The organism is Streptomyces sp. NPDC006610 (assembly GCF_040611575.1).
Taxonomy (GTDB): Bacteria; Actinomycetota; Actinomycetes; order Streptomycetales; family Streptomycetaceae; genus Streptomyces.
On record NZ_JBEXOP010000002.1, the window covers coordinates 264,081 to 279,910 of the forward strand.

The window sequence follows — 15,830 nt, forward strand, 5'->3', positions numbered from 1 at the left end:
CCGGCTAGCCCATCCTCCCCAGCACCTCCCGCACCCGCCGGACGTCCCGGATCCGCCGCTCGTACGTCGCACCCAGCGCGAGCAGCAGCGCACCGGCGAGCGCGGGAGGCGCCCAGCGGGGGAGCGCCCCGGCCAACTGAACCAGGTACGGGGCGAGTTCGTGCAGCGCGGTCAGCGCCAGCGTCACGCCGCCGAGCACCAGCGGGGCCTGGAGGTGATGCCGGGCGCCGAGCAGGGTGACCAGCAGGGCGGCAGCGCCCAGCAGCAGCGGGCGCTGCCACTGCGGGTCGCCCCACACCGCGAGGAGGCTCGGCGCCAGCGCGGCGGCGATCCCCGGACCGTACGCCGTCCAGGACGACGCCGTGGCGTCCCGGCGCCTGCGCACCACGCCGACCAGCAGGGCCGGGACCGCCACCGGCAGCGTGTACGCCTCCGGGGTGGTCACCTCCCACGCGGCCAGCCGCACCCACGTGGCCAGGACGAAGAGCACCGCCGCCGCGTAACCGGCCTCCCGGCGCCCCGGACGGACCGCCGTGGCCGCGGTGATCACCCCGCACAGGCCCAGCACCAGCGCGAGGACCGGCCGGTCGGTCACCGCGAGCCCGAGCGCCGCCGCGCCCGCCGCCGCACCCGTCGCCTCCACCGGCACGGTCGCGGGGGAGTCGCCGAGGCGTGCGGCGAGCAGTGCCGCCACCGCCGGGACCGCCATCACCAGCAGCGCCGTGTGCGGCGCCGCCCAGCCCGCCGCCGCGCCCGCCGCACCGGCCAGCGCCGCACCGTACCCGAGCGCGACCGGGGCCGTGACCGGGACCGTCCGCGACCGCCACGCCGCCACCGCGAACAGCACGGTCAGCGCCGGCAGCACGGTCAGCGTGGCGCCCCGCGAGGCCAGGGCGAGCAGGGCGAGATGGACCGAGGCGACCAGCGAGAGCGCGACGGCCGTCTCCCGCCGGGGCAGCAGGAAGGCCGCCACCGCCATCGCACCGGCCGGCAACAGCCCCACCGCGTAGGGAAGTCCGAGCACCGCCGGCGCAGCGAGCGCCACGGCGCACGCCAGGGCCAGCGATCCGGTCATCGCCCGCGCACGCCATGCCGCGTCCCGCACCGCCAGGGCGAGCACGGCGGCGAGGGCCGCGAGGACCACCAGGGCCTGCCCCGCGAGCGGCGGCCACGCCAGACCCGGCGTCACCGCGGCACGGGCGTCCGCCGGCACCCCGGACCAGGGCCGCTCCAGCCAGGTGAGCGGACCCGCCAGCACGACGATCACCAGCGGCAGCGCCCACAACGCCGCCAGCCCCTGCACCAGCCCCGACGCCCAGAGCAGCCCGTGCCGCACCGGCCCGGGAAGCCGCGCCGCGCCCAGCGCCGCCAACAGAGCGACACCGCACGCCAGAAGAGCCGGGACGAGCCAGTCGCCCGGCACGAACACCCGCAGCACCCCGCCGAAGGCCACCACCAGCAGCAGACCGCCTGCTGTCGCATGCCCCAGCGCGGCGCCCGCCTTCGGCAGCCGCCACCCGGCGGTCAGGGCGGTCGCCGCCGCCAGCAGCACAAGCACCCCCGCGCCGCAGGCCGCCCCGAGGCCGCCCGCCGTCCCGGACAGCCAGCCCGCCTGCAGCACGCCCAGACCGCCCGCTCCGTACGCGCCGACCGCCGCGGTGATCCGCAGCGGCCGGACACCCGTACGCAGTGCGAGAGCCATGTCCAGCGCTGCCGTCACCAGCAGCGCCGCCGTCACCCAGTACGTCCCCGAAGTGGCCGCCACCGCCCCCAGCGGCAGCGTCAGCTGCGCCGCCGCCGACGCGCACGGCAGCGGAAGCCTCAGACCGGCCGCGCCCTTGGACGCGGAGCCGACAGGACGGCCGAGCACCCGCGCATACGCCGCCCACAGCCCCGCCAGCACCGCCGACGCCACCGCCGTGTACGCCGTACCGTCCGTCGCCGGCAGCGCGACCTCGTGCAGCGCGTAGGCGTCCAGCACGGTCAATGCCAGCCCGAGCCCCGCCACCGCCTCCGACGTCGACCGCAGCCCCCGCCGCAGCAGCGCCACCGGCGTGGCCAGCACCGCCACCGTGGCCGTGCCGAGCACCAGCGACCGCCCGGCGATCCCCAGCTCACCCCAGCCCACCAGCGTGAACGCGATCGCCGCGACGGTCAGCAGCACCCCGCCGAGCAGCAGCAGGACGTTCTGGACACCCGGCGCGGACGTCTCGGGGCGCGGCGGAGCGGGCACGGCAGGGGGCGCAGGCGGCAGCGGCACCGCCTGCTGGAGAGAGGCGAGCAGCCGGGCACGGCGGGCCAGCAACTGGGCCCGGCGGGCGTCCAGTCGCCACAGCTCGGCATCCAGGAGCCGCAGCTCCTCGGCCGGAGGCGGATTGTGCGTCATGCACCGGAGTGTGTCCCGCGTCACCCCCCGGGACATGAGCGCCGGTACTCAGGGACGTACTCAGATACCGCTCCGCCCCGCGGGCACACTCTCCCCATGGACTGGACGCACTACCGCTTCCGCAGCCTGTGGGCCCTGCCCGCGCCGCCCGCCGCCGTGTACGAGGCACTGGAACGCGTCGAGGACTACCCCCGGTGGTGGCGCCAGGTCCGCGAGGTCACCCGCCTCGACCCCGCCACCGGCGTCCTGCGCATCCGCTCCCTCCTGCCCTACGACCTCACCTTCACCGCCCGCGAGACCCGCCGCGACCCCGAGGCCGGCGTCCTGGAGATCGCGATGACCGGCGACCTCGACGGCTGGGCACGCTGGACGATCACCCCCGACGGCACCGGCGCCCTCGCCCGCTACGACCAGGTCGTCGACGTCCACAAGCCGCTGCTCAGACGCTTCGCCGTGCCCGGACGTCCGCTGTTCCGCGCCAACCACCGGCTCATGATGCGCTCCGGACACCGCGGACTGACCGCCCGCCTCGAAGCCGTTTGAAGGAAGCCCGCGGAGACCTGTATTGTTCAGTGCGTTCCCGGGCGATTAGCTCAGTGGGAGAGCGCTTCGTTCACACCGAAGAGGTCACTGGTTCGAACCCAGTATCGCCCACCGGGTAAGGCCGGTCCGCCGTGGCGGACCGGCTTTTTCATGCTCGCGTGCCCGCCGGCTCCCGTGTGCTCCTGCGGCTTTCGCCTCACGCCGCCGCCGGCAGATCCGGACGCAGCGGCCACGCCGGGTCCACCGCCTCCTGGCTGCCGCTGCGCGAGAACCACGCCTGCAGACCGCGCGCCTGCGCCGCGTGCCACACTGCCTGCCGGGTGTGCAGCTCGGCGGGCGACAGATGCTCCAGCCGCGACGCGTACCGCCGCCCCAGCGCCCGCACCACCTCCAGCGCCGCCACCGCGTCCGCGCCCGCGTCGTGCGCGCCGTCCAGCACCACCCCGTACTCCGCGCACAGATCCGTCAGCGTACGGCGGCCCTTGCGGTAGCGGTCCAGATGCTTGTCCAGCACCCGCGGATCCAGCACCAGCAGCGGCGCCGACTCGAACCAGCGCGCCAGCGACGAGGCCCGATGGCGGCGCAACTCCCGGTCCAGCAGCGTCAGATCGAAGGGCGCGTTCATCACCACCAGCGGGCGCCCCGCCCCGGCCTGCTCCGCCAGGCCCACGGCTATCTCCTGCATCACCGGCGCGGGCCAACGGCCGTGCCGCGCCACATGATCCTCCGTCAGCCCGTGCACCGCCGTCGCCGCGGCGGGCACCGGCACCCCCGGATTCACCAGCCAGCGCTGCGTCCGGGGCCGCATCCCCGGGGCCTCCTGAACGACGAGGGCGGCCGACACGATCCGGTCCCGCTCGACGTCCACGCCCGTCGTCTCCGTGTCGAAAGCCGCCAGTGGTCCCTCGTGCCAGTACGTCATACGCACCCAACTCCTCGTTCACCCACGGCAGCTGACGTTCCGTCTTCTGCCGGTTCGGTGATACCCGGGCTGTTTGCGCCGTACGCCGCGCGGAGACAACAGAAGTACGGGTCCTCGCAGTTCAGCGGCGTCCTTCGACCCGGCGCCCGCACCACCTCTTGCCTGGAAGGCTGCTCGTCATGGCGATAGCGCAGCCCGAGCGCGGCGGGCTGCTGCCCGAGCGCCCGGGCACCCATCGCGGATCCCTCGCCACCACCGCCTGCATGGAGACGCTGCAGGTGGGCTATCTGCACGCCGTCGCGGCCGCCGCCGGCTGCTCCCTCTCCCAGCCCTTCCCCGACAACGGCATCGACTGGCACGTCAGCCACAGCGCGCCCGGGCACACGATCGACGACGAGGTCACCATCAAGGTGCAGCTCAAGGCCACCTACCGGATCCCGCCCGACCCGCCCGGCCGGTTCTTCTCCTTCACGCTCGACAACGAGCACCTCGTGAAGCTCGCCCGCACGCCCGTCTCCGTGCACAAGATCCTGGTCGTCATGCTCGTCCCGCGCTCCCAGGACGACTGGCTCCGGGCCGGACACGACCGGCTCGACCTGCGGCACTGCTGCTACTGGATCAACCTCGCCGGACACCCGGTCACCGGGCGGCGCCGGACCAACGTGCGGATACCGACCACACGCGTCTTCGACGACCGCGCCCTGTGCGAGATCATGACGCGGGTCGGGACGGGAGGCAGACCATGACGCAGCGCCCGCTCCACGAACCACTCAGGACCGCCCGGCCCCACCCCGAGGCACCCTGGAGCCGCCCGCCCGAGCCCGGCCAGGTCGACCCGGCCGTTCTCGGCGCCCTGCTGCGCCAGCACGGCTGGCAGCGCCGCGGCGGGGCCGCGGGACGCTACGGCCGCTGGACCCCGCCCGGACCCGGCGGCCGCCCCACCAGCCTGCTCGTCCCCGAGAACCGCGACTTCCCCGACAGCGACGACCTGCTCGCAGAAGCGCTCACCGCCCTCACCCGCAGCAGCGACCCCGCCGCGCGCGACGTCCTCGTCGGCCTCACCGTGCCCAGCGACGAGATCCACTGGTGGCGCGACGTCCCCTGCGGACCCGCCGGCGTCGCCGCGTGGACCGTCGAGGAACAACTGCGCACCGCCGCCCGGCGACTGCTGCTCGCCGGCGCCCTCGCCACCCGCGCGCGAGCCGGCTACCACGGCGCCCGGCACCGCCGCTCCGCCGCCGCCCTGCTGGACAGCGTCCTGGTCGGCGCCCCGGCCGGCGGCCGGCGCCTGACCGCCTTCGTGCCCGTGGGCACCGGCCGCCCGCTCGCCCTGCGCCTCCACCAGGCCCTCCACGCCACCCGCGAGGCCGTCGACCACCGGCGCGCCACCGGCGGCATGGACGCCTTCGACGCCGCCGTCGAGGCGGGCGTCAGCCGGGAGCTCACCGAGGCCCTCGTCGCCCTGGTGAGCGGTGCCGAGGGCGCCCGGATCGCCGTCGAGTGGGCGCCCGCCGCCGCACCCCCCGACGGCGCCGCCCCCGCCGAGGCCGTCGGGTTCACCCCCGGCGACCTGCCCGCCCTGCGCGAGGCCGGCGCCCGCTACCTGCGCGAGGAGCCGTCCGTGCCCGCCCGCGTCACCGGCGACGTGATCCGCATGCGCCGGTCCGGGCGGGGCGGCACCGGCGTCGTACGGCTGCGCGTCCTGGCCGGCGCCGAGGTCCCCCACCTGCGGGTGATCCTCGACGAGGAGGACTACCGCGTCGCCGGACAGGCCCACCTCCTCGGGCTGCCGGTGCGCGTGCACGGGCGGCTGGACAGCAGCGGCGGCTTCCGGCGGCTGACCGGCGCCTCCGGCGTCGTACCGGTCCAGGTGGACGAGGCGGAGCGGGACCGGCTGATGAAGTCGCTCCAGGAGAATCTCGACTTCTTCGAGGATGCCTGCGCCGGGGACGACTGACACAACCGTTTCGCGGTCGGTGGCCGCGGGTCGGTACGATCCGCTATGGCGCGCGCAGTGGAACGCCGCGCATCCATTCGTCAGTCAGGAGAGACCGGTGTCAGACGTCCGTGTGATCATCCAACGCGATTCCGAGCGGGAAGAGCGCGTGGTGACGACGGGCACTACGGCCGCCGACCTCTTCGCCGGCGAGCGCGCGGTCATCGCCGCGCGCGTGGGCGGCGAGCTGAAGGACCTCGCGTACGAGCTGAGCGACGGCGACGAGGTCGAGGGCGTCGAGATCTCCTCCGAGGACGGTCTCGACATCCTGCGCCACTCCACCGCGCACGTCATGGCGCAGGCCGTGCAGGAACTCTTCCCCGAGGCCAAGCTGGGCATCGGCCCGCCGGTCAAGGACGGCTTCTACTACGACTTCGACGTCGAGAAGCCGTTCACGCCCGAGGATCTCAAGGCCATCGAGAAGAAGATGCAGGAGATCCAGAAGCGCGGGCAGAAGTTCGCCCGCCGTGTGGTCACCGACGAAGCCGCCCGCGAGGAGCTGGCCGGCGAGCCGTACAAGCTGGAGCTGATCGGCCTCAAGGGCGCCGCCTCCAGCGACGACGGCGCGGACGTCGAGGTCGGCGCCGGTGAGCTGACGATCTACGACAACCTGGACCCGAAGACCGGCGAGCTGTGCTGGAAGGACCTGTGCCGCGGCCCGCACCTGCCGTCGACCCGGCTCATCCCGGCGTTCAAGCTGATGCGCAACGCGGCCGCCTACTGGCGCGGCAGCGAGAAGAACCCGATGCTCCAGCGCATCTACGGCACCGCCTGGCCGTCCAAGGACGAGCTGAAGCAGTACCTGGACTTCCTCGCCGAGGCCGAGAAGCGCGACCACCGCAAGCTCGGCTCCGAGCTGGACCTGTTCTCCGTCCCGGAGCAGATCGGCTCCGGCCTCGCCGTCTTCCACCCCAGGGGCGGCATCGTCCGCCGCGTCATGGAGGACTACTCGCGCCGTCGCCACGAGGAGGAGGGGTACGAGTTCGTCTACACCCCGCACGCGACGAAGGGGGCGCTCTTCGAGACCTCGGGCCACTTGGACTGGTACGCCGACGGCATGTACCCGCCCATGCAGCTCGACGAGGGCGTGGACTACTACCTCAAGCCCATGAACTGCCCGATGCACAACCTGATCTTCGACGCGCGGGGGCGGTCCTACCGTGAACTGCCGCTGCGTCTGTTCGAGTTCGGGACCGTGTACCGGTACGAGAAGTCGGGCGTCGTGCACGGCCTGACCCGCGCCCGGGGCTTCACCCAGGACGACGCGCACATCTACTGCACCCGCGAGCAGATGTCCGAGGAACTGGACAAGACCCTCACCTTCGTCCTGAACCTGCTGCGCGACTACGGTCTGACCGACTTCTACCTGGAGCTGTCCACCAAGGACCCGGAGAAGTTCGTCGGCTCGGACGAGGCCTGGGAGGAGGCGACGGAGACCCTGCGCGAGGTCGCGGAGAAGCAGGGCCTGCCCCTGGTTCCCGACCCGGGCGGCGCGGCCTTCTACGGTCCGAAGATCTCCGTCCAGGCGCGCGACGCCATCGGCCGCACCTGGCAGATGTCGACCATCCAGCTCGACTTCAACCTGCCCGAGCGCTTCGACCTGGAGTACACCTCCGCCGACGGCTCCAAGCAGCGCCCGGTCATGATCCACCGCGCGCTGTTCGGCTCCATCGAGCGGTTCTTCGCGGTGCTGCTCGAGCACTACGCGGGCGCGTTCCCGGCGTGGCTGGCCCCGGTGCAGGCGGTCGGCATCCCCATCGGCGATGCGCACGTCGATTATCTGCAGCAGTTCGCCGCGGAGGCCAAGCGGAAGGGCCTGCGGGTGGAGGTCGACTCGTCGTCGGACCGGATGCAGAAGAAGATCCGCAACGCACAGAAGCAGAAGGTGCCGTTCATGATCATCGTTGGGGACGACGACATGAACGCAGGGACGGTGTCGTTCCGCTACCGCGACGGTTCACAGGAGAACGGCATCCCGCGCGACCAGGCGATCGCCAAGCTCGTCGACGTGGTGGAGCGTCGCGTGCAGGTGTGACGCGGTCCCCGCCGGTGCGGGGATTTCCGGCCCCCGGGAACTCCCGGGGGCCTTTCCCGTCCTCCCGGCGGCACGCCATATGCTGCACGCATGACGAGTGAGCCGGAACAGCAGTGGGGAGTGGGCACGCAGGACGCGTTCCAGCGTCTGTGGACGCCCCATCGGATGGCCTACATCCAGGGTGAGAACAAGCCGAGCGGCCCGGGCGCCGACGACGGCTGCCCCTTCTGCTCGATCCCGGCGAAGTCCGACGAGGACGGTCTGATCCTGAGGCGTGGGCAGCGGGTGTACGCGGTGCTCAATCTGTACCCGTACACCGGCGGCCACCTGATGACCGTGCCCTACCGTCACGTCGCCGACTACACCGACCTCACCGTCGAGGAGACGGCCGAGCTGGCCGAGCTGACCAAGCAGGCGATGACGGCCCTGCGCGCGGCGTCCGGCGCGCACGGGTTCAACATCGGGATGAACCAGGGCTCGGTGGCCGGCGCCGGCATCGCGGCCCATCTCCACCAGCACGTCGTCCCGCGCTGGGGCGGCGACACGAACTTCATGCCGGTCGTGGGCCACACGAAAGTGCTGCCGCAGCTGCTGGCCGACACCCGCAAGATGCTGGCGGAGGCCTGGCCGAAGGCATGACGGCCACGTGACGGCCGGGGCCGTCGCTCTCCGCCCGTCCGGCGCCTGGGACGAGGGCCGACGGGGCCCGGAGCGCAGCGCTGCTCCGGGCCCCGTCGGCCCGACGGCCGGCCGGAGGGCCTACGCGTCGTACACGTCCGCCTTGCGCGGGCTCGCGTCCTGCACGGCCGTGCTGAGGAACGCCGAGCGGGTGCCGAACTTCTCCGTGTCCACGCCGTTCTCCTTCAGGACCTTGATCGCCGCCGCGTGCACCACCCGCAGTACCGGCGTCGCCGCCCGCAGCGCGTCGTCGGCCATGAACCGGTGCCGCCAGGGCTTGTCGGCCCAGGCGTGGCGCAGGCCGAACGGCTCGGGCAGGGCGAGGGTGCCGCCGAGCCAGTTCAGCAGCGGGGGATACCAGGTCAGGGGGGCGCGGGCCGCGAGCCGTACGACCTCGTCGGTGTCGACCAGGGGGAGCTTTATCTTCCGGGTCTCCCACCGCTTCAGCGACTTCTGCACCTCCTTCTCCTTCGCCTCCGGCTTCGACGTGAACAGCCCGTGCACGGGGCCGAGGGCATGTCCGGTGACCTCGATGCGCAGGGTCTCGTAGAGCACGGTCACGGTGATCATCATGGTGATGACCAGCTGGCCGTCCCACAGCGTCCACTGGACGCCCAGGTAGTGCCGGTCGCCGCTGCCGAACTGCTGCTTGTTGCAGATGTCCTGTATGGCGTGCGGTTTGACCTGGTACGCCTCGACGTCCGTGCCCTCGGGCCGGGACACCGAGCCCGCGTTCTCACCGACCGGGGTGACGATCCAGTGGCGTATCGACGGGGTCGGGAAGCCGCCGGTGTTCAGCGGGCCGCGCTCCAGCATGCGCAGCTGGTCGTGGATGGAGCGGATCACGTCCCAGCTGCGGAAGGGGTGGATCTCCCGGTCGGGATCGGCCGGGGCCAGGTCCTCGGCGAGCTGCCAGGCGCCCCAGCGGGTGCCCATGCCGAGGATGCCCTTGGGGCCGGCGTAGAAGACGGAGTTGGACCGCTGCTCGGCGCCGAGCCGGGCGAGGGACTGGCGCAGCGCTTCGGCGGCGGTCTCGCCGGGGTTGCTGGGCACGGCCTCGGGCACCTTGGCGCCTACGCTGCCGCCGGACAGCAGGCTCTCCCAGCGTGCCCGCAGGTCGACGGCGGTGCGTTCGCAGATGCGCTTGGCCCAGAACCAGCCGACGACCGGGAGGACGACCGCCGCGCGTCCGTACCAGCCCCAGAAGCCGCCGAACGGCATGCGCAGCACGAACAGCAGGGCCAGCGCGCCCACGGCGAACAGCAGCACGGTCGCCAACGTGGAGGCGCGTTTGTCCTCGCGCTTGGCGACGGTGGTGCGCAGCGTGAACACCAGCAGCCACACCAGCAGGCCGGGCAGGACGAGCACGCCGCACAGCACCATGATGATCGCGAGCATGTTGTCCCGCTCGCGGCGGATGCGGTTGGCGGCGAGGCAGTGCTCGACCACCACCTGTGGCTCGATGCCGAAGGACTGGATGAGCGGCTTGCGCCCGGCGCCGAGCATGCGGTCGACCACCGCACGGGAGAACGCCTCGCCCAGGTTGGGACGGAAGATCCGGGCCCACCTCCGGCCCGGTTTCACGGTCGACTTGTGCCACTCGTTGTTGGCCTTGAGTATCTCCTCGACCTCGTTGTCCCGGTAGGCCGCCGAGGCCAGCGCGTACGTGGCCGTCTGGCCCTCGTCGCCCGTACGCGGCACCTGCGGCCCGAAGCTGTCCGCGTAACCGCCGTCAACGGTCATTCCCGCCCCCGATCGCCGCCACTGTCGTCCTGCGGCCTTCCCGACTTCCGTGCTCCGCACACCTGTTGATCAGGCCGTCAACAGCGTATCCGCAGGCGCGGACATTCGTCGGCGGACGACCGAAGCCGTCCGCCGAGTGCGGGCAAGCCCGCCCCACAGGTCACTTGGGTCGCGTTGCGCCCCGACTAGGCGACCTGGCGCTCGTGTTGGCGCAGCCTTTCGGCGACCTGGGCGGGCATCGGCTCGTGCCGGGCATACCCGCGGCTGAAGCGTCCGGTGCCGTGCGACAGGGAGCGCAGGTCCACGGCGTAGCGGCCGATCTCGATCTCGGGCACCTCGGCCCGGACCAAGGTACGTGCGCCGGGGGCCTGTTCGGTGCCGAGGACCCGGCCGCGCCGGCCCGACAGATCGCTCATGACGGCGCCGACGTACTCGTCGCCGACCAGCACGCTCACCTCGGCCACCGGTTCCAGCAGGTGGATCCTCGCGCTCGCCGCGGCCTCCCGCAGGGCGAGCGCGCCGGCCGTCTGGAAGGCGGCGTCGGAGGAGTCCACCGAGTGCGCCTTGCCGTCGAGCAGCGTCACCCGCACGTCGATGAGCGGGTATCCGGCGGCGACGCCCTTGGCGGCCTGGGCCCGGACGCCCTTCTCCACCGACGGGATGAACTGCCGCGGCACGGCGCCGCCGACGACCTTGTCCACGAACTCGATGCCCGAACCGCCCGGCAGCGGCTCGACCTCGATCTCGCAGATGGCGAACTGCCCGTGCCCGCCGGACTGCTTGACGTGCCGCCCGCGTCCGGACGCCCTGCTTCCGAAGGTCTCCCGAAGCGACACCCGGTGCGGTACGACGTCGACCTGGACGCCGTAGCGGCTGCGCAGCCGTTCCAGGGCCACGTCGGCGTGCGCCTCGCCAAGGCACCACAGCACGACCTGACGGGTGTCCTGGTTCTGCTCCAGCCGCATGGTGGGGTCCTCGGCGACGAGGCGGGCCAGCCCCTGGGAGAGCTTGTCCTCGTCGGCCTTGCTGTGCGCCTCGATGGCCAGCGGCAGCAGCGGGTCGGGCATGTCCCACGGCTCCATGAGCAGCGGGTCGTCCTTGGCGGAGAGGGTGTCGCCGGTCTCCGCGCGGCTCAGCCTGGCGACGCAGGCCAGGTCGCCGGCGATGACGTGGGAGACCGGGCGCTGCTGTTTGCCGAAGGGCGTGGACAGGGCGCCGATGCGTTCGTCCACGTCGTGGTCCTCGTGGCCGCGGTCGGTCAGCCCGTGCCCGGAGACGTGGACCGTCTGGTCGGCGCGCAGGGTGCCGGAGAAGACGCGGACCAGGGAGAGCCGGCCGACGTACGGGTCGGAGGAGGTGCGGACGACCTCGGCGACCAGCGGGGCCTCGGGGTCGCACGGGCGCAGCTCGCGGGGCCGGCCGTCGACGGTGGTCACGCGTGGGGTGCCGTGCTCCAGCGGGGTGGGGAAGCCGCGGGTGACCAGATCGAGCAGTTCCACCGTGCCGAGCCCCTGCCGGGCGCCCTCGGGGGCCGGGGCGGCGGCCAGCACGGGGAAGAAGCTGCCGCGCGCGACGGCCCGCTCCAGATCCTCGATCAGCGTCGTGACGTCGATCTCCTCGCCGCCCAGGTAGCGGTCCATGAGGGTCTCGTCCTCGCTCTCGGCGATGATGCCCTCGATCAGCCGGTTGCGGGCCTCCTCGATCAGCGGCAGCTGGTCCCCGACCGGTTCGGACTCCGCGCGCTCCCCGCCCGAGTAGTCGAACAGCTTCCGCGTGAGCAGCCCGATCAGCCCGGTCACGGGCGCGTGCCCGTCGGGCGACGCGGGTCCGCGCAGGGGCAGGTAGAGCGGCAGCACGGCGTCGGGGTCGTCGCCGCCGAAGGCCCCCGCGCAGATCCGGGTCATCTCCTCGAAGTCCGCGCGGGCGGCCTCCAGGTGGGTGACGACGATCGCGCGCGGCATGCCGACGGCCGCGCACTCCTCCCACACCATGCGGGTGGCGCCGTCCACGCCGTCGGAGGCCGAGACGACGAAGAGGGCCGCGTCCGCCGCGCGCAGACCGGCCCGCAGCTCCCCGACGAAGTCGGCGTAGCCGGGGGTGTCGAGGAGGTTGACCTTGATGCCGTCCCATTCGACGGGCACCAGGGACAGCTGTACGGAGCGCTGCTGCCGGTGCTCGATGTCGTCGTAGTCGCTGACGGTGCCGCCGTCCTCCACGCGGCCCGCCCGGTTCACGGCGCCCGCGGTCAGCGCGAGAGCCTCCACCAACGTCGTCTTGCCCGATCCGGAGTGGCCGACCAGCACCACATTCCGTACGGACGCGGGATGGTCGGCCGCCTCTGCCCTGCCGGCGGCTCCGGGGTGGGTGTGCGCCTTGTCGCCCATGACTTGCCTCCCGTGCACGGTGAGGTCACTGCGGGCGCGGGCACGCGAGAGCCGTGTGCGAGCGGCTTCTGCGGCGCCCGCGATCCTTCGAGCTTTCCACTCCCGTCACCGGTCGTCCATACGAGGGACCGGAACCCGTCGCCCGCGGCCGTGCGGCGGGCCCGGGTGCCCGGCCGTCGCCCGCCCGCGCGCGTGGCTACGATGGGCCAGCCGGCGGCCAGCAGGGGCCGCGCGGCGCAGCGACCCTCGGGAAGGCCATGCTGAACAAGTACGCGCGTGCATTCTTCACGCGTGTCCTCACACCGTTCGCCGCGTTTCTCATCCGCCGGGGCGTCAGCCCCGACACGGTCACGCTCATCGGGACCGCGGGTGTGATGGCCGGTGCGCTGGCGTTCTACCCGCGGGGCGAGTTCTTCTGGGGCACGGTCGTCATCACGCTGTTCGTCTTCTCCGACCTGGTCGACGGCAACATGGCCCGCCAGCTCGGCCGCAGCAGCCGGTGGGGCGCGTTCCTGGACTCGACGCTGGACCGGGTCGCCGACGGGGCGATCTTCGGCGGGTTCGCGCTGTGGTACGCGGGCGGCGGCGACGACAGCGTGCTGTGCGCGGTGTCGATCTTCTGTCTGGCCAGCGGCCAGGTGGTGTCGTACACCAAGGCCCGCGGCGAGTCGATCGGCCTGCCGGTCGCGGTCAACGGGCTCGTCGAACGCGCCGAGCGGCTGGTGATCTCCCTGGTCGCGGCGGGTCTGGCGGGGCTGCACGCGTTCGGCGTGCCGGGCATCGACGTGCTGCTGCCGGTCGCGCTGTGGATCGTCGCCGCGGGCAGCCTGGTCACCCTGGTGCAGCGGGTCGTCACCGTCCGGCGCGAGTCCGCCGAGGCGGAGGCGCGGGAGGGCGCCGCGCGGGACGACGCCGGCAACGCCTCCCGCGGGAGGGAGGCGACCACATGAGCGCCCGCGACCGGCTGACGGACGCCCTGTACGGGCTGGGCTGGAGCACGGTCAAGAACCTCCCGGAGCCCGCCGCCGCACGGCTCGGCCGCACCATCGCCGACCTCGCCTGGAAGCAGCGCGGCCAGGGAGTGCTGCGGCTGGAGGCCAACTACGCGCGCGTGGTGCCCGGCGCCTCCCCGCAGCGGCTCGCCCAGCTCTCTCGCGCGGGCATGCGCTCCTACCTGCGCTACTGGATGGAGTCCTTCCGGCTGCCGGCCTGGAGCCCCGAGCGGATCCGGGACGGCCTCGACGTCAAGGACCTGCACCACCTGACCGACGGCATGGCCGCCGGCAGGGGCGCGATCCTCGCGCTGCCGCACCTGGCCAACTGGGACCTGGCCGGCGCCTGGGTCACCACCCACCTCGGCATCCCCTTCACCACGGTCGCCGAGCGGCTCAGGCCGGAGACGCTGTACGACCGTTTCGTCGCCTACCGCGAGGGCCTCGGCATGGAGGTCCTGCCGCACAGCGGCGGCGAGGCTTTCGGCACGCTGGCACGGCGGCTGCGCCGGGGCGGCCTGGTCTGCCTGGTCGCCGACCGGGACCTGTCCGCGACCGGCGTCGAGGTGGATTTCTTCGGCGAGACCGCGCGGATGCCCGGGGGACCGGCGCTGCTGGCGCAGCAGACCGGCGCGGCGCTGCTGCCGGCGAACCTCTGGTACGACGACTCGATGATGCGGGGCAGGGTGCATCCCCCGATCGAGGTACCGGAGTCAGGCAGCCGGGCCGAGAAGACGTCTGTGATGACACAGGCGCTGGCAGACGCCTTCGCCACCGGCATCGCCGAGCACCCGGAGGACTGGCACATGCTGCAGCGGTTGTGGGTCGCCGACCTCGACCCCGCGAAGGGGCCCGCGTGAGGATCGGCATCGTCTGCCCGTACTCCTGGGACGTGCCGGGCGGCGTCCAGTTCCACATCCGCGACCTCGCCGAGTACTTCCTGCGGCTCGGGCACGAGGTGTCCGTCCTCGCCCCGGCCGACGACGACACCCCGCTGCCGCCGTACGTCGTCTCGGCCGGACGCGCGGTGCCGGTGCCCTACAACGGCTCGGTGGCCCGCCTCAACTTCGGTTTCCTGTCGGCGGCGCGGGTACGGCGGTGGCTGCACGACGGCGCGTTCGACGTGATCCACATCCACGAGCCGACGTCGCCGTCGCTCGGGCTGCTGGCCTGCTGGGCCGCGCAGGGCCCGATCGTCGCCACGTTCCACACGTCCAACCCGCGCTCGCGCGCGATGATCGCCGCGTACTCCATCCTCCAGGCCGCCCTGGAGAAGATCAGCGCCCGGATCGCGGTGAGCGAGTACGCCCGGCGCACGCTGGTGGAACACCTCGGCGGGGACGCGGTGGTGATCCCCAACGGCGTCGACGTGGACTTCTTCGCCAAGGCGGAGCCCAGACCCGAGTGGCAGGGCGACACCATCGGCTTCATAGGCCGCATCGACGAGCCCCGCAAGGGCCTGCCGGTGCTGATGCGCGCCCTGCCCCGCATCCTCGCCGAGCGCCCGGGGACCCGCCTGCTGGTGGCCGGCCGGGGCGACGAGGAGGAGGCGGTGGAGTCCCTGCCGGCCGCGCTGCGCCCCCGCGTGGAGTTCCTGGGCATGGTCAGCGACGAGGACAAGGCGCGTCTGCTGCGCAGCGTCGACCTGTACGTCGCGCCCAACACCGGCGGCGAGAGCTTCGGCATCATCCTGGTCGAGGCCATGTCGGCGGGCGCCCCCGTCCTCGCCTCCGACCTGGACGCCTTCGCCCAGGTCCTCGACCGGGGAGCCGCGGGCGAACTCTTCGCCAACGAGGACGCCGACGCCCTCGCGCAGGCGGCCCTGCGCCTCCTGGCCGACCCGGGCCGCCGTGCCGAACTCCGCGACCGGGGCAGCGTCCATGTGCGCCGTTTCGACTGGTCGACGGTGGGCGCGGACATCCTGTCGGTCTACGAGACGGTGACGGCGGGCGCGGCGGCGGTGGCCACGGACGACCGGGCCACGGGGCTGCGGGCACGGCTCGGGCTGGCGCGGGACTGAGCCGGGCAGCGCCTGCGGGGGGCGGGTGGCCGCGTCCCGTGCGACGGCCACCGCGGCCCGGCGCGGGGCCGCACGCGGGCCGACGGGCGGGCCGCCGTGCGCGCTGCCGGGCTGGGCAGCCGTGACCGACG

Annotated in this window: 12 protein-coding genes and 1 tRNA gene; 9 read left to right on the forward strand and 4 right to left on the reverse strand. The window is 73.2% G+C overall.

What is annotated here, in order from left to right; genetic code table 11:
* Positions 1 to 4: 4 nt before the first annotated feature.
* On the reverse strand, positions 5 to 2,386 hold the full coding sequence (locus ABZY13_RS02990) for a hypothetical protein (RefSeq protein WP_356627086.1): 2,382 nt from the start codon (positions 2,384 to 2,386) through the stop codon (positions 5 to 7).
* A 96-nt stretch (positions 2,387 to 2,482) separates the two neighbouring features.
* Here ABZY13_RS02990 and ABZY13_RS02995 point away from each other — a divergent pair, with 96 nt between their 5' ends.
* Together ABZY13_RS02995 and ABZY13_RS03000 are read left to right on the forward strand one after the other, a co-directional pair.
* On the forward strand, positions 2,483 to 2,929 hold the full coding sequence (locus ABZY13_RS02995; RefSeq protein ID WP_356627087.1) for an SRPBCC family protein: 447 nt from the start codon (positions 2,483 to 2,485) through the stop codon (positions 2,927 to 2,929).
* Between the two features lie 39 nt (positions 2,930 to 2,968).
* Positions 2,969 to 3,040: transfer RNA gene (locus tag ABZY13_RS03000), tRNA-Val, on the forward strand.
* Positions 3,041 to 3,125: 85 nt separating this feature from the next.
* Here ABZY13_RS03000 and ABZY13_RS03005 read toward each other — a convergent pair.
* Positions 3,126 to 3,851 carry a 3'-5' exonuclease gene (locus ABZY13_RS03005; RefSeq protein WP_356627088.1) on the reverse strand — a complete coding sequence of 242 codons (726 nt, stop codon included), beginning with the start codon at positions 3,849 to 3,851 and terminating at the stop codon, positions 3,126 to 3,128.
* A gap of 179 nt (positions 3,852 to 4,030) precedes the next feature.
* Here ABZY13_RS03005 and ABZY13_RS03010 point away from each other — a divergent pair, with 179 nt between their 5' ends.
* The 4 genes from ABZY13_RS03010 to ABZY13_RS03025 all read left to right on the forward strand — a co-directional run bounded on the left by ABZY13_RS03010 (position 4,031) and on the right by ABZY13_RS03025 (position 8,521).
* A complete protein-coding gene (locus ABZY13_RS03010) occupies positions 4,031 to 4,597 on the forward strand; it encodes a DUF4365 domain-containing protein (protein ID WP_356627089.1) in 567 nt (188 codons plus the stop codon).
* The gene (locus ABZY13_RS03015) at positions 4,594 to 5,808 is read left to right on the forward strand and encodes a hypothetical protein (RefSeq protein ID WP_356627090.1); all 1,215 of its coding nucleotides are present in this window, start codon (positions 4,594 to 4,596) and stop codon (positions 5,806 to 5,808) included. The genes ABZY13_RS03010 and ABZY13_RS03015 overlap by 4 nt, the downstream gene beginning before the upstream one ends.
* Before the next feature lie 97 nt (positions 5,809 to 5,905).
* On the forward strand, positions 5,906 to 7,882 hold the full coding sequence (gene thrS, locus ABZY13_RS03020) for a threonine--tRNA ligase (protein ID WP_356627091.1): 1,977 nt from the start codon (positions 5,906 to 5,908) through the stop codon (positions 7,880 to 7,882).
* Positions 7,883 to 7,972: 90 nt separating this feature from the next.
* The gene (locus tag ABZY13_RS03025; protein ID WP_356627092.1) at positions 7,973 to 8,521 is read left to right on the forward strand and encodes an HIT domain-containing protein; all 549 of its coding nucleotides are present in this window, start codon (positions 7,973 to 7,975) and stop codon (positions 8,519 to 8,521) included.
* Positions 8,522 to 8,641: 120 nt separating this feature from the next.
* Here the strand turns inward: ABZY13_RS03025 and ABZY13_RS03030 are convergent, their stop codons facing one another.
* Positions 8,642 to 10,303, reverse strand: a complete 1,662-nt coding sequence (locus tag ABZY13_RS03030; RefSeq protein WP_356627093.1) for a hypothetical protein — start codon at positions 10,301 to 10,303, stop codon at positions 8,642 to 8,644.
* A 185-nt stretch (positions 10,304 to 10,488) separates the two neighbouring features.
* The gene (locus ABZY13_RS03035; RefSeq protein ID WP_356627094.1) at positions 10,489 to 12,687 is read right to left on the reverse strand and encodes an elongation factor G-like protein EF-G2; all 2,199 of its coding nucleotides are present in this window, start codon (positions 12,685 to 12,687) and stop codon (positions 10,489 to 10,491) included.
* Positions 12,688 to 12,944: 257 nt separating this feature from the next.
* On the opposite strand from ABZY13_RS03035, the gene pgsA reads away from it, so the two are divergent.
* From pgsA to ABZY13_RS03050, 3 genes are read left to right on the forward strand one after another with little or no spacing between them, the layout of a single operon-like run.
* Positions 12,945 to 13,637 carry a phosphatidylinositol phosphate synthase gene (gene pgsA / locus ABZY13_RS03040; RefSeq protein WP_356627095.1) on the forward strand — a complete coding sequence of 231 codons (693 nt, stop codon included), beginning with the start codon at positions 12,945 to 12,947 and terminating at the stop codon, positions 13,635 to 13,637.
* Positions 13,634 to 14,539, forward strand: coding sequence for a phosphatidylinositol mannoside acyltransferase (locus ABZY13_RS03045; protein WP_356627096.1), 906 nt, complete (start codon positions 13,634 to 13,636; stop codon positions 14,537 to 14,539). Before pgsA ends, ABZY13_RS03045 begins: the two co-directional genes overlap by 4 nt.
* Positions 14,536 to 15,699, forward strand: coding sequence for a glycosyltransferase family 4 protein (locus ABZY13_RS03050; RefSeq protein WP_356627097.1), 1,164 nt, complete (start codon positions 14,536 to 14,538; stop codon positions 15,697 to 15,699). The genes ABZY13_RS03045 and ABZY13_RS03050 overlap by 4 nt, the downstream gene beginning before the upstream one ends.
* Positions 15,700 to 15,830 lie beyond the last annotated feature (131 nt).

Bases quoted from the DNA above. Each gene is read 5' to 3' on its own strand.
- ABZY13_RS02990 (WP_356627086.1), bottom strand. From the start codon at position 2,386: ATGACGCACAATCCGCCTCCGGCCGAGGAGCTGCGGCTCCTGGATGCC.
- ABZY13_RS02995 (WP_356627087.1), top strand. From the start codon at position 2,483: ATGGACTGGACGCACTACCGCTTCCGCAGCCTGTGGGCCCTGCCCGCG.
- ABZY13_RS03005 (WP_356627088.1), bottom strand. From the start codon at position 3,851: ATGACGTACTGGCACGAGGGACCACTGGCGGCTTTCGACACGGAGACG.
- ABZY13_RS03010 (WP_356627089.1), top strand. From the start codon at position 4,031: ATGGCGATAGCGCAGCCCGAGCGCGGCGGGCTGCTGCCCGAGCGCCCG.
- ABZY13_RS03015 (WP_356627090.1), top strand. From the start codon at position 4,594: ATGACGCAGCGCCCGCTCCACGAACCACTCAGGACCGCCCGGCCCCAC.
- ABZY13_RS03025 (WP_356627092.1), top strand. From the start codon at position 7,973: ATGACGAGTGAGCCGGAACAGCAGTGGGGAGTGGGCACGCAGGACGCG.
- ABZY13_RS03030 (WP_356627093.1), bottom strand. From the start codon at position 10,303: ATGACCGTTGACGGCGGTTACGCGGACAGCTTCGGGCCGCAGGTGCCG.
- ABZY13_RS03035 (WP_356627094.1), bottom strand. From the start codon at position 12,687: ATGGGCGACAAGGCGCACACCCACCCCGGAGCCGCCGGCAGGGCAGAG.
- pgsA (WP_356627095.1), top strand. From the start codon at position 12,945: ATGCTGAACAAGTACGCGCGTGCATTCTTCACGCGTGTCCTCACACCG.
- ABZY13_RS03045 (WP_356627096.1), top strand. From the start codon at position 13,634: ATGAGCGCCCGCGACCGGCTGACGGACGCCCTGTACGGGCTGGGCTGG.